Below are 12,664 nucleotides of genomic sequence, written 5' to 3'. Positions count from 1 at the left end.
CGGGGGCCGTGGGAACGGCGGGACGGCCCCGGCCGTCCCGCCCCCGGGGGCCGGCACCATCTGCCCGCCCGGCGGTGTGGTGGCCGTCGACATTGCCGGGCGGGCGGAAGTTCCGTACCTTGGTGCCGGCTTTGGCCCCCGAAGGGCTGTCCTTGACCTTGAGGCGTCGTCATCTGCCGTCGCACGGGCGGGTGGTGACCACCGCCGGCGGCGGGTGCGGGGAGAAGTCCCTCATGGCCGCCGAATCCGCTCCGGCCCTGAATTCCCCCCCCGGTTCCCCGGCCTCCGCATGCCGGTACGGACCGGCGCTTCGGCGGCGAAGGGCGGGAGCACCGGTGGGGTGGGGCGCGGGTCCGGCCGTCGGGGTGCAGGGGCGGTAGGTGGTCGGCAGGGGTTGAGGCCCCGGCCGGCCGCGGCGAGGCTTGGAACCGGGCCGACCGGGCCGACCGGTGCGCCCGGGCCGACCGGGTGCGCGGGGCGGCGCGCCGGGCGGGGTGCCGGCCGGCCGCGCGGGGGAGTCGGGAAGGAGCGTGCGGAGGAGGTCTCAGCCCGCCCGGTGGCGGTGGCAGGACTGGTCGTGCGGGGGCGCGATCAGGGAGGCGGCGATCGCCTTGTTCACGGCGTCGATCCGGGAGACCGCGCCCAGCTTGGCGAAGACGTTGCGCAGATGGCGTTTGACGGTGGCTTCGGTGATCGTCAGCCGGGTGGAGATCTGGCCGTTGCTCAGCGCCTGCGCGACCAGCTCCAGGATCTCCAGCTCCCGGGCGGACAGCACGTTCTCGGTGATGCCCTGCATCCGGGCCAGGCTGTCCCGGGAGACGGCCAGGACCATCCGGTCCGAGCCGCGGTGGACGCTGCGGACCGCCGCGAGCAGCTCGTCGCCGCACACGCTCTTCAGCAGGTAGCCCCGGATGCCGGCGTTGATGAGCCGTCGGAGCAACTGGGGGCCGTCGTACATGGACAGCATGATGATCTGCGAGGACGGCGAGAGCGCCCGCATCCTGGTGACGGTGTCGGTGGGCTCGCCGTCGGGGAGTTCGACGTCCAGCAGGACGACGTCCGGCCGGTGCCGGGCGACCTGGGCGATGGCGTCGCCGCTGTTGGCGGCCTCGCTCACCACCACCATGTCGTCCTGCGACTCCAGGATCTCGCGCACCCCCTCGCGGACCAGCGCGTGGTCGTCGACCAGGGCGACGCGGGTGGTGGCGGACGCGGGGTCAGCAGCTACGGCGTCGCGCGGGTTCATCGAGGAGCCGTCCTTTGAGAGGTACCGAGAGATCCACCCTGGTGCCGTTGTCCGGACGGCCGTTGACCAGCAGTCGGCCGCCGAGCAGTTCGGCCCGCTCGCGCATCGAGGACAGGCCGACGCCGGCGTCGGCCGGCCGCTCCTGCGGCAGCCCGCAGCCGTCGTCCTCGACGGTGGCGCGGAGCTCGTTGGGGGTGATCTCGACGTTCACCAGCAGCACCGTGGCCCGGGCGTGGCGCAGGGAGTTGCGGACGCCCTCGCGGAGGATCAGGAACACCTCGTCGAGCACCTCCGGCGGAGCCCAGGCCTCGTCCCCGTTCACCCGGAGCCGGGCGGCCACGCCGTCGGGGCCCAGCGACTCCAGGTCGTTGAGCAGGGCCTTCTCCAGGCTCTTCAACGGCTGGCGGGTGTGCAGGTCGGAGGTGACCGCGCGCAGGTGGTGCATCGACTCCTGGATGGCCTGCTGGGCGGTGGCCAGCTTGACGCTCGCCCGGTCCGGCTGCTTGTCCAGGTAGAGGGTGTAGAGCTCCAGCTGGCGGTGGGTCACGCTCATGCCGTGCCCGATCCGGTCGTGGAGCTCGCGGGCGATCCGGCGCCGCTCGTCGAGCTGCGCCTCGTGGATCTTGTCGACGAGTAACCCGGTGTACGCGGCCACCGACTCGCGGATCCGCAGGGCGACGCCGCGCTCCAGCGCGAGGGTGATCAGGGTGAGGGTGTCGACTTGTCTCGATCCGGGCGGAAGGTGGCTGAATATCGTCGACAGCGCCGCGTGGAAGAAGGCCGAGGAGGCCTGGACGGATTCCCGGGGGTGGACCCCGTCCGCCGCGCGTGTCGCGCCGACGTCCCAGGCCAGCAGCTTGCATGTCTGGTCGACCTCGACCTGCCCCACGCGCAGGCTGGTGACCACGTCGGCGACGATCTGACGGGCGGTGGCCAGGGCCTGGTCCAGCGAGGCCGGGCTCTGCGCGATGGCGTTGCCGGCCGCCCGGAGCGAGGCCTCGTAGGCCTCGACTATCTCGGGCGTGCGTTGTTCGATCAGGTCCGCCACCTGTTGGCGAGTCGTCAAGGCTGCCTTCTCCAAACCGGTCACGTGCCGGCCCCCGTGTCGCCTTGGCCAAGCGGGGTCAAGATACCAGAACGCCGTGCGAATTCGAGGGCGTGAAGATGGCCTCCGGGAGCACCCCTCGCCGGTCGAGCGTGTTCGAATCTTCAACTAGTTCAAAGGCGTGGCCGGAATGCCGGGACCGGTGACAAAGGGGGGGTCGGCCGCGCCGTGAAGAAGTGGACGGCGGAGTGGCCGGAAGTCGTCCCGTCGTGCCGGCCGCCACCCGGCCGGGCGCGGGCGGAGGGACCGCCGGTGGTACCGGGGCCGGAGCGAGGTGGCCCGGGGGTGGAGTGGCCACTACTCCCTTCGATACCCCCCGCTCATCCCTCCGGCGCGGATGGGCCGACAGCGCTGGCGAGACCGTTGTCCGGGACTACGGCGGCTCTCTAGCGTGACGTTCACAGGACGTCCGCAATCGACCGGTACTTCCTGCATGTCCGCAACAAGAGCATCACTCCGTGCATGTCCGCAACAAGACCAGTACTTCCCGCATGTTCGCAACAAGAAACAGTTGTGAGGAACCAGACCGTGAAGGCTGACCGGCTGCCCCGGCGCTACCAGGCGTTCGTCCCGATGACCCTGCCCGACCGCACCTGGCCGGACCGGACCCCCACGGCGGCGCCGCGCTGGCTCTCCACGGACCTGCGGGACGGGAACCAGGCGCTGGCCCGCCCGATGACGCCGGCCCGCAAGCTCGCCATGTTCGACCTCCTGGTGGCGATGGGCTACCGGGAGATCGAGGTCGGCTTCCCGGTCGCCAGCCAGGACGAGTACGACTTCGTCAGGATGCTGATCGAGCAGGACCGGATACCCGAGGACGTCCGCGTCTCGGTGCTGGTGCCGGCCCGCGACGAGCTGATCGAACGGACCGTGGAGAGCCTGCGCGGCGCCCGCGCCGCCACCGTCCACGTGTACAACGCGACCGCGCCGCTCTTCCGCGACCTCGTCCTCGGGATCGGCCGGCCGGAGTGCGTCGACCTCGCCCTGCGCGGCACCCGGTCGATGATGCGGCACACCGAGCGGCTGCTGGGCGACTGCGAGGTCGGCTACCAGTACTCCCCGGAGCTGTTCAACGAGACCGAGCCGGAGTTCGCCGTCGAGGTCTGCGAGGCGGTGATGGACCTCTGGGGGCCCGGCCCGGGCCGCGAGATCGTGCTGAACTTCCCGGCCACGGTCGAGCGTTCGATGCCGCACGTGTTCGCCGACCAGATCGAGTGGCTGGACCGCACCCTCTCCCGCCCCGAGTACCGCTGCCTGTCGATCCACCCGCACAACGACCGGGGCACCGGGGTGGCCGCCACCGAACTGGCCCTGCTGGCCGGGGCGAAGCGGGTCGAGGGCTGCCTGTTCGGCGGCGGGGAGCGGGCCGGCAACGTCTGCCTGGTCACCCTCGGCCTCAACCTGCTGACCCAGGGCGTCGACCCGGGCATCGACTTCTCCGACATCGACCGGGTGCGCCGCACCGTCGAGCACTGCTCCGGACTGCCGGTCTCCCCCCGCCACCCCTACGGCGGCGAACTGGTCCACACCGCCTTCTCCGGCACGCACCAGGACGCCATCAGGAAGGGCTTCGCCGCGCTGGAGGCCGAGGCCGCCGCCGCCGGCGAGAGCCCGCGCGACCGCGCCTGGCGGATGCCGTACCTGCCGATCGACCCGCGGGACCTCGGCCTCGGCTACGAGGCGGTGGTCCGGGTGAACAGCCAGTCCGGCAAGGGCGGCGTCGCCCACGTCATGAGCGCCCGGCACGGCCTGGACCTGCCGCGCGGGCTGCAGATCGAGTTCGCCCGCACCGTGCAGGCGGTCGCCGAGGCCACCGGCGCCGAGGTCGCGCCGGACCGGATCGGCCGGCTCTTCGAGCGGGAGTACCGGTCCACCGCGGACGAGACCAAGCCGCTGGCCGTACGCCACGCGCCGGTCCCCACCGAGCTGTTCGTCGACGGGGCCGGCCCCGCCAGCGCGGACGGCACGGTCCGCGCGGAGGAGGTGCGCAGCCTCGGCGCGACCCTGGCGCCCTGGGGCGTCGAGGTCCGGGACGTCCGGCACACCGGCCCCGAGGGCAAGTCCGCGGACCCGGGGCGGGAGGCCGCCGTCTACGCCCGCTGCGCCTTCCCGGACGGGCCGGCCTGGGGCTTCGGCCGGGGCCCGGGCCTGCACGCCGCCGCCTTCTCCGCGATCCGGGCCGCCGCCGCCCGGGCCGGCCAGGGCCCGGCCGAACCGGACCCGCCCGCACCGGAGCGGGCCCGGGCCCAGGGCGCCGCCCCGCTCCCCGCCGAGCACCGCTGAGCACCGCTGAGCCCGAACACCAGCTGGGCCCACCACAGACCCACCGACGGGGCACCACCGGGAGCCCCGGAGCAGCACCGAGCACCACCCAGCACCACCCGAGCACCGCTGAGTCCCACGCAGCCGGTTCCCCCACCCACACCCGCACGTACGCACGAGAGAAAGTCTGAGCAATGATGCTGGTCGAACGCGATGAGCACCTGGCCTTCCTGGCCGGTCTGCTGACCGAGGCGGTCGGGGGCAGGGGACGGATCGCCGTGGTGAGCGGCCCGGCGGCCACCGGAACGAGCGCCCTGCTGGACGAGTTCGTCGAGCAGGCGGCCGGGGCGGGCGTCCTGCCGCTGACGGCGGTGGGGTCGGCCGCCGAGACCGGCCTGCCGCTCGGCGTGCTGGGCCAGTTGCTGCGCGGCGCCCCGGTGCCGGCCGAGCAGCGGGCCGCCGTCCGCGAACTGCTCGCGGCCGGCCCGGACCGGCGGGAGCCGGCCGCCCGGGAACTGAGCGCGCTGCTGCTCGACCTGGCCGAACGGCAGCCGCTCGCCCTGGTGGTGGACGACGTCCAGCACGCCGACCCGGACTCGCTGGCCTGCCTCTCCCACCTGACCCGCCGGCTCGGCCGCTCCCGGATCATGGCCGTCCTCGGCCGGACCGGCCGGGCCGCCCACCGCACCGCCGAGTTCCACCAGGAGCTGCTGCGCCGCCCCGGCTGCCACAGCCTGGTCCTGCCCCTGCTCACCCCCGACGGCGTGGAGCGGCTGGTCGCCGAGCGCCTGGGCCGGGAGGCCGCCGACCGGCTCGCCGCCGACTGCCACCGGATCAGCGGCGGCAACCCGCTGCTGCTCACCGCCCTGCTCGACGGCCAGCTCGCGGCGGTGCGGGCCGGCACCGACGACGGCGGGCTGGCCGTCGCCGACGGCTACGGGCAGGCGGTGCGCGACCTGCTGCACCGGAGCGCCCCCGGGCTGCTCCCGCTCGTCCAGGCCCTCGCCGTGCTCGGCGCCCCGGACGGGGTCGGCCGGCTGCTCGGCGTGGACGGCGCGGAGGCGGCGCGCGGCCTGCGCGAGCTGGCGGACTGCGGCCTGCTGGCCCCCGACGGCTTCCGCCACCCGGCCGCCCGGGCCGCCGTGCTGCTCGACACCGGCTCCGAGCGCAGGGCCGAACTGCACGGCAGGGCCGCCGGACTGCTGCACGCGGGCGGGGGCGCCGCGGCCGCGACGGCCGAGCACCTGCTCGCCTCCGGGCGGGTCGAGGAGGCCTGGACGGTCCCCGTACTGGAGGAGGCCGCCACGCTGGCGCTGGCCGAGGGCCGGGTCGGCCAGGCCGTCGAGTACCTGCGGCTGGCCTGCCGGGTCTGCGCGGACGGGCCCCGGCTGGCCCGGATCAGGACCGCCCTGGTCCGCGCCGAGTGGCGGATCAACCCGGGCGCCCCGACCCCGCACCTCACCGAGCTCACCACCGCCCTGCACCGCGGCCACCTGCGCCCCAGCGACGGCCTGGTGCTCGCCAAGGCCCTGCTGTGGCACGGCCGTTTCGAGGAGGCCAGGGACGTGCTGTCCCGGCTCGGCCTGGAGAGCGGCCCGCACGACCCGGAGACCGCGGCCGAGCTGCGGACCACCCGGCCGTGGCTGCGCTGCTGGTACGCGCCGCTGCTGGCGCACGTGCCGTCCGCCGAGGAGGAGCCGGACCCGCGCCCGGCGCCGTCCACCGCGGTCAGCTGGCGGCTGGAGGCGGCGACCGCGCTGGACTCGGTGCTCAGCCGCGGCCCGTCCGAGCAGGCGGTCGCCGAGGCCGAGCGGATCCTGCGCACCTCCCGGCTGGACGAGACGGGCATGGACACCGTCGAGTCGGCGCTGCTCGCGCTGACCTACGGCGACCGGGCCGACCGGGCCGCGCCCTGGTGCGACGGCCTGATCGCGGAGGCGGCCGCCCGCCAGTCCCCGGGGCGCCAGGCCCGGTTGGCGACCATCCGGGCCGAGATCGCCGTCCGGCAGGGCGACCTGCCCGGCGCCGAGCGGTACGCCCGGCAGGCGCTGGAGATCATCCCGGCCGGCAGCTGGGGGGTGGCGGTCGGCGGCGCGCTGGCCAGCCTGCTGACCGCGCTGACCGCGATGGGCCGCCACGACGAGGCCGCCGACCAGCTCAACCTGCCCGTCCCGGAGGCGATGCTGCAGAGCCGCTACGGCCTCCACTACCTCCAGGCCCGCGGCCGGTACCAGCTGGCCACCGGCCACCTGAACGCCGCGCTCGGCGACTTCCTCGCCTGCGGCGAGCTGATGCGCCAGTGGGGGCTGGACGTGCCCGGCCTGGTCGCCTGGCGCGGCGAGGCCGCCGAGGCGATGCTCCAGCTGGGCGACCGCGACGGGGCCCGGCGCCTGCTGGAGGAGCAGCTCGCGATGGTCGACCAGTGCGCGCCGCGGGCGCGGGGCGTGGCGATGCGCCAGCTCGCCGCCACCGGCGACCTGCGCCAGCGCCCGGCCCTGCTGCGCAAGGCCGCGGACGTGCTCCAGGAGGCCGGCGACCGGTACGAGCTGGCCCGGGCGCTCGCCGACCTGGCCAGGACCTACCACGACCTGGGTGAGCTGCGCCGGGCCAGGCTCACCGCCCGCCGCGCCTGGATGCTGGCCGAGGAGTGCCAGGCCCAGCCGCTCACCCGGCTGCTGGGCGTGGAGTTCGGCTGGAGCAGCGGCGGCGACCAGTCGGCCCGGGAAAGCGCCCCGGCGGTGTCCGACGCGGTGCTCAGCGACGCCGAGTGCCGGGTCGCCGAGCTGGCCGCGCACGGCTACACCAACCGGGAGATCGCCAAGCGGCTGTACGTGACGGTCAGCACCGTGGAGCAGCACCTGACCCGCGCCTACCGGAAGCTGCGGGTCAGCTCCCGGGTCGACCTGCCCACGGCGATGGGCGCGCTGACCCGGGCCGGCTGAGCCCCGGCCGAGCCCCCGGCGGGCCCCTGGTCGAGCCCCGGCGGGGCCGGGCAGGGGGCCCCGCCGGGACAGGGGGCCCTAAGGGGCGGACCGGGGTGTTCGAGCGGGTCCGCCCCTGCTGGAATGCGTCTGTCAGTCGTCCATGGCCGGAATTTTCCAGAAAGGGGGGCGACATGGCGCTGACCTTGTCAGAGAAGGACGTGCCACCGCTCGCGGAACAGGACGGGGCATTGCCCCGGATCATCGGCATCGCCACCGCGAACCCGCCGGACTCCTATGCGCAGAGCGATATCCTCGACATATTCGGGATAACCGACCAGCGCATTCGGTCGCTTTTCATGAACAGCGCGATCGACCGCCGTTTCCTCATTCTCCCGCCGGAGGGGCCGGACGGCGGGCGCCGGATGGAGACCCAGGGTGAACTGCTCCGCAAGCACCGGGCGTCGGGCGTGGAGACGGGCGCGCGGGCGGTGCGCGAGTGCGTGGCCCGCACCGGCCTCGACCTCTCCGAGATCGGCTACATCTGCTGCGTCACCACCACCGGTCTGCTCACCCCCGGGCTCTCCGCCCACCTGATCAAGGAACTGGGCCTCGACGTCCGGACCAGCCGGCTCGACGTGGTCGGCATGGGCTGCAACGCCGGGCTCAACGGCCTGACCGCGGTGGCCGGTTGGGCCGCCGCCAACCCCGGGCGGCCGGCCCTGATGGTCTGCGTCGAGACCTGCTCGGCGGCCTACGTCTTCGACGGCACCATGCGCACCGCGGTGGTCAACAGCCTGTTCGGCGACGGCGCCGCGGCGGTGATCCTGATGGCCGACCCGGACGGCCAGCTGGACCGCCCGGAGAGCGGCGTGCGGGCCGAGGGCCCGACCGTCCTCAAGTTCTCCAGCCGCATCATCCCCGAGGCCGTCGACGCGATGCGCTACGACTGGGACGACGACCAGGGCAAGTTCAGCTTCTTCCTGGACCGCGACGTGCCGTACGTGGTCGGCGCGCACGCCGAACTCGTCGTCGACAGGCTGCTGGAGGACACCGGCCTGCGGCGCAGCGACATCGCCCACTGGATCGTCCACTCCGGCGGCAAGAAGGTCATCGACTCGGTCCAGATCAACCTCGGACTGACCCGGCACGACGTCCGGCACACCACCGGGGTGCTGCGGGACTACGGGAACCTCTCCAGCGGCTCGTTCCTGTTCTCCTACGAGCGGCTGATGGCCGAGGGTCAGGTCCGGCCCGGCGACCTCGGGGTCTTCATGACGATGGGCCCCGGATCGACCATCGAGACGGCCCTCGTCCGGTACTGACCGGAATGCACCAGACACAGCCCGCACCTTCCGAAAGAGGAATTCCCATGTCCGTCAGCGAACTGCTTCCCGAACGCACCGGGTCGGCCGGGCGCCACGTCCTGATCGACTGCTCCGCGCCGCTGACCGAGCAGCTGATCGGCCAGGTCGTCGAGGTCTGCGACGAGCTGGAGGACGCCGACCGGGCGACCTTCGCCGTGCTGCACGTCGAGGGGACGGCCGGCGTCCGCGAGCAGGCCTGGCCCGGCGAGGTCGGCATCCACCTGGTCAACAAGTGGGAGCGCGCGCTGCGCCGCCTGGAGCGCGTCCCGGCCGGCGTCCTCGCCGTCGCGGCCGGCGAGTGCGCGGGCCCGGCGTTGGACCTGCTGCTGGCCGCCGACCACCGGATCGCCACGGCGGACACCCGGCTGAGCCCGGCGGTCACCGCCGGCCGGCTGTGGCCCGGCATGGCCGTCCACCGCCTGGTCCAGCAGCTGGGCGTCGCCCGCGCCCGCCGCCTGGTGCTGTTCGGCACCGAGGTCACCGCGGTCGAGGGCGCCGAGCTGGGCCTGTTCGACCGGGTCGTCGAGGACCGCGCGGGCGTCGCCGCCGCCGTCGAGAGCGCCGGCGCGCTGCTCGGCGGGCTGGTCGGCGGCGAGCTGGCGATCCGCCGCCGGCTGCTGCTGGACGCCACCACCACCAGCTTCGAGGAGTCGCTCGGCGCCCACCTGGCGGCCTGCGACCGGACGCTCCGCAACCAGTCCGCCGACCGGGCCTGACCCGTCCGGCGCCCGACCGTCCCGTGCCCGGGCCGGCCGGCGCCCGACCCGACCCGTACCCGACCCACCGAGGGAAACAGCTGTCATGACCGTCCCAGTCTTCACCCTGGACACCGCGCGCAGCGTGGACACCGCCCCGGAGGCCAGGCTGTCCCGGCAGCGCTTCCTGCGGGAGCACGTCGCAGAGGTCTACGGTGCGCTCACCGAGGAGCGCACCGTCCACCTGCGACTGGACGAGCTGCTGCGCCGGGCCGGGGAGCGCCACCCCGGCCTGGTGCCCGGCGAGGCGCAGCTGGCCGCCGAGCACGGGCTGCGGCAGGCCGACAAGGAGGGCCTGGAGATCGACCAGGGCATCTTCCTCCAGGCCGTCCTCGCCCACCCCGAGTGCGGCCGGCACCTGATCGACGCGATGCTGCGCCCCACCGAGCGGGCGCTGGCCCTGCTCCCGGAGTTCAGCCGCACCGGCAGCGCCGACCTCGGCGTGGTCCGGATCGAGCGCCGCGACGGCACCGCCCACGTGACCGTCCACAACGACCACTGCCTGAACGCCGAGACCAACGCCCATGTCGAGGACATGGAGACCGCGGTGGACCTCGTCCTGCTCGACCCGGCCACCGAGGTCGGCGTCCTGCGCGGCGGCGAGATGACCCACCGGCGCTACCTCGGCCGCCGGGTGTTCAGCGCCGGGATCAACCTCACCGAGCTGCACGAGGGCACCATCTCGTACGCGGACTTCCTGATGCGCCGCGAGATCGGCTACATCAGCAAGATCTACCGCGGCCTGCTGGTCGACGACGACCGCGCGTGGCCGCAGCGCACGCTGGAGAAGCCCTGGGTGGCCGCCGTGGACACCTTCGCGATCGGCGGCGGGGCGCAGCTGCTGATGGTCTTCGACCACGTGATCGCCGCCGCCGACAGCTACTTCAGCCTGCCGGCCGCCCAGGAGGGCATCGTCCCCGGCCTCGGCAACCTGCGCCTCACCCGGCTCGCCGGCGGCCGGGTCTCCCGCCAGGTCATCCTCGGCGGGCGCAAGATCTGGGCCCGCGAGCCCGACGCCGCCGCGCTGTTCGACGAGGTGGTCGAGCCCAGGGCGATGGACGCGGCCGTGGAGGCCGCCGCCGCCCGGCTGGCCAGCCCCGCGGTGGTCGCCAACCGGCACATGCTCCACCACGCCGAGGAGCCCGTCGAGACCTTCCGCCACTACCTCGCCGAGTTCGCCCTCCAGCAGGCCCTGCGGCTGTACGGGCTGGACGTGATCGCCAAGGTCGGCGCGTCGTGGACCCGCCGCCCGGCGAAGGACGCCTGATGCGCCCGGTCGAGGCGATGCTGGAGATCCTCCGGGCCGAGGGCGTCACCACCGTCTTCGGCAACCCCGGCACCAGCGAACTGCCCTTCACCGACGCGCTCAGCGCGGCCGGGGACATCGACTACGTGCTCGGCGCCCACGAGGGCTCGGTGGTCGCCATGGCGGACGGCTACGCCCGGGCCACCGGCCGCACCGCCTTCGTCAGCCTGCACATCGCGGCCGGCCTCGCCAACGGCCTGGTCGGGCTGCTCAACGCCAGCCGCTCGCGCACCCCGATGGTGGTCACCGCGGGCCAGCAGGACCGCCGCCACCTGGCCTGCGACCCGATGCTCTCGGGCGACCTGATCGGCCTGGCCTCGGCGGCGGTCAAGCAGACCTTCGACGTCCAGCACGCCCACGACCTGCCGCTGATGCTCACCCGGGCCTTCGCCGCCGCCCGGCGGGCCCCCGCCGGGCCGGTGTTCCTGTCCATCCCGATGGACCTGCTCACCGAGGACGTCGACGTCGAGGTGCCCGGCCGCTCCACCCTCGCCCCGCAGGGCCCGGCCACCGAACTCGCCGCCGCCGCCGGGCTGCTGGCCGCCGCCGAGCGGCCCGCCCTGGTGGCCGGGGACGCCGTCGGCCGCGACGGCGCGGTGGCCGAACTGACCGCGCTCGCCGAGGCGCTCGGCGCGGTGACGTACCACCAGCCGATGAACGACAACCTGGACTTCCCCACCTCGCACCCGCTGTACGGCGGCATGCTGGGCGCCACCCACGCCGCGATCCGGGAGACCCTGGCGGCCCACGACACCGTCCTGATCGTCGGCACCCACGCCTTCATGGCCCACCACTACACCCCCGGCTCGCCGATCCCGGAGACCACCACCGTCCTCCAACTGGACGCCGACGCCGCCGAACTGGGCCGCAACTTCGGCGTCCGACTGGGCCTGCACGGCGCGCTGCGGCCCTCTCTGGCCGCCCTCGCGGAGCAGCTCGCCGGACGCGTCCCGCGGGCCGCCGAGCGGACCGCCGCCGCCGGCCGGCGGGCGGCGGCCGGGTGGGCCGCCACTGACCGCGCCGCGCTCGCCGCGTACGGACCGGGCCCGCTCGACCCGCTGGCCGCCGCCCACGCGGTGGCCGCCGGACTGCCCGAGGACGCCGTGGTGGTCGAGGAGGCCATCACCACCGGCCTGCGGCTGCGCCAGGTGCTCCGCCAGGACCGCCCGGGCTCGTACCTGCACACCGTCGGCGGCGGCCTCGGCCACGGCATCGGCGCCGCCGTCGGCCGCCGGATGGGCGACGACAGCCGCCCGGTGGTCGCCGTGCTCGGCGACGGCTGCGCGATGTTCGGCCTCCAGGGCCTGTGGGCGGCCGGCCACTACCGCGTCCCGGTGACCTTCGTGGTGATGAACAACGGCGAGTACCGCACCCTCAAGGAGACCCTGGACACCTGGGACAGCCGCTCCACCCGGGGCGGGCGCTACCTCGGCCTGGACCTGGCCTTCGGCCCGGACAGCGGCCGCCACCGGCTGGACTTCCGGGCCGCCGCCGAGTTCTTCGGCATCGAGGCCGTCCGGGTCTCCCACCCCGCCGAACTCACCGAGATCGTCGCCAAGTCGGCGTCCGCGACCGCGCCGCTCCTGGTCGACGTGCCCATCACCGGGCACACCCCGCCTCGTTGAACCGGGGGCGTGCCCGACGGACACGCCCCGGTACGCCGTTCGTCGGGGCCGAACCACTGACAAGGGAGGTGGCCGCG

General features: G+C 74.5%; 8 protein-coding genes. 6 read left to right on the top strand and 2 right to left on the bottom strand.

What is annotated here, in order from left to right; translation table 11 throughout:
• Positions 1 to 544 precede the first annotated feature (544 nt).
• The gene (locus ACWDD9_RS19875) at positions 545 to 1,246 is read right to left on the bottom strand and encodes a response regulator (protein WP_049659142.1); all 702 of its coding nucleotides are present in this window, start codon (positions 1,244 to 1,246) and stop codon (positions 545 to 547) included.
• Positions 1,218 to 2,312, bottom strand: coding sequence for a sensor histidine kinase (locus ACWDD9_RS19870; RefSeq protein ID WP_158077755.1), 1,095 nt, complete (start codon positions 2,310 to 2,312; stop codon positions 1,218 to 1,220). Before ACWDD9_RS19870 ends, ACWDD9_RS19875 begins: the two co-directional genes overlap by 29 nt.
• Before the next feature lie 552 nt (positions 2,313 to 2,864).
• Between ACWDD9_RS19870 and ACWDD9_RS19865 the strand changes: the two genes are divergently transcribed.
• The 6 genes from ACWDD9_RS19865 to ACWDD9_RS19840 all read left to right on the top strand — a co-directional run bounded on the left by ACWDD9_RS19865 (position 2,865) and on the right by ACWDD9_RS19840 (position 12,587).
• Positions 2,865 to 4,634, top strand: a complete 1,770-nt coding sequence (locus tag ACWDD9_RS19865; protein WP_449812172.1) for a 2-isopropylmalate synthase — start codon at positions 2,865 to 2,867, stop codon at positions 4,632 to 4,634.
• Positions 4,635 to 4,807: 173 nt separating this feature from the next.
• Positions 4,808 to 7,555, top strand: coding sequence for a helix-turn-helix transcriptional regulator (locus tag ACWDD9_RS19860; RefSeq protein ID WP_387826821.1), 2,748 nt, complete (start codon positions 4,808 to 4,810; stop codon positions 7,553 to 7,555).
• A gap of 173 nt (positions 7,556 to 7,728) precedes the next feature.
• The gene (dpgA, locus tag ACWDD9_RS19855) at positions 7,729 to 8,859 is read left to right on the top strand and encodes a 3,5-dihydroxyphenylacetyl-CoA synthase DpgA (protein ID WP_380739811.1); all 1,131 of its coding nucleotides are present in this window, start codon (positions 7,729 to 7,731) and stop codon (positions 8,857 to 8,859) included.
• Between the two features lie 47 nt (positions 8,860 to 8,906).
• Positions 8,907 to 9,617: an enoyl-CoA-hydratase DpgB gene (gene dpgB, locus ACWDD9_RS19850; protein ID WP_449812171.1), complete on the top strand. Its 711-nt coding sequence runs from the start codon at positions 8,907 to 8,909 to the stop codon at positions 9,615 to 9,617.
• Positions 9,618 to 9,702: 85 nt separating this feature from the next.
• Entirely contained in the window at positions 9,703 to 10,923 is a 1,221-nt protein-coding gene (gene dpgC / locus ACWDD9_RS19845) for a (3,5-dihydroxyphenyl)acetyl-CoA 1,2-dioxygenase DpgC (RefSeq protein WP_053112401.1), read from the top strand.
• Positions 10,923 to 12,587, top strand: coding sequence for a thiamine pyrophosphate-binding protein (locus ACWDD9_RS19840; protein WP_387967009.1), 1,665 nt, complete (start codon positions 10,923 to 10,925; stop codon positions 12,585 to 12,587). The genes dpgC and ACWDD9_RS19840 overlap by 1 nt, the downstream gene beginning before the upstream one ends.
• The last annotated feature ends 77 nt before the right edge of the window (positions 12,588 to 12,664 follow it).

The sequence above is a fragment of the Kitasatospora sp. NPDC001119 genome, assembly GCF_053598475.1.
Note: the sequence above shows the minus strand (reverse complement) of the source record. Positions and strands in the feature narration are given on the sequence as shown.

Coding starts and splice junctions, on each gene's coding strand:
- ACWDD9_RS19875 (WP_049659142.1), bottom strand. CDS start 1,246: ATGAACCCGCGCGACGCCGTAGCTGCTGACCCCGCGTCCGCCACCACC.
- ACWDD9_RS19860 (WP_387826821.1), top strand. CDS start 4,808: ATGATGCTGGTCGAACGCGATGAGCACCTGGCCTTCCTGGCCGGTCTG.
- dpgA (WP_380739811.1), top strand. CDS start 7,729: ATGGCGCTGACCTTGTCAGAGAAGGACGTGCCACCGCTCGCGGAACAG.
- dpgB (WP_449812171.1), top strand. CDS start 8,907: ATGTCCGTCAGCGAACTGCTTCCCGAACGCACCGGGTCGGCCGGGCGC.
- dpgC (WP_053112401.1), top strand. CDS start 9,703: ATGACCGTCCCAGTCTTCACCCTGGACACCGCGCGCAGCGTGGACACC.
- ACWDD9_RS19840 (WP_387967009.1), top strand. CDS start 10,923: ATGCGCCCGGTCGAGGCGATGCTGGAGATCCTCCGGGCCGAGGGCGTC.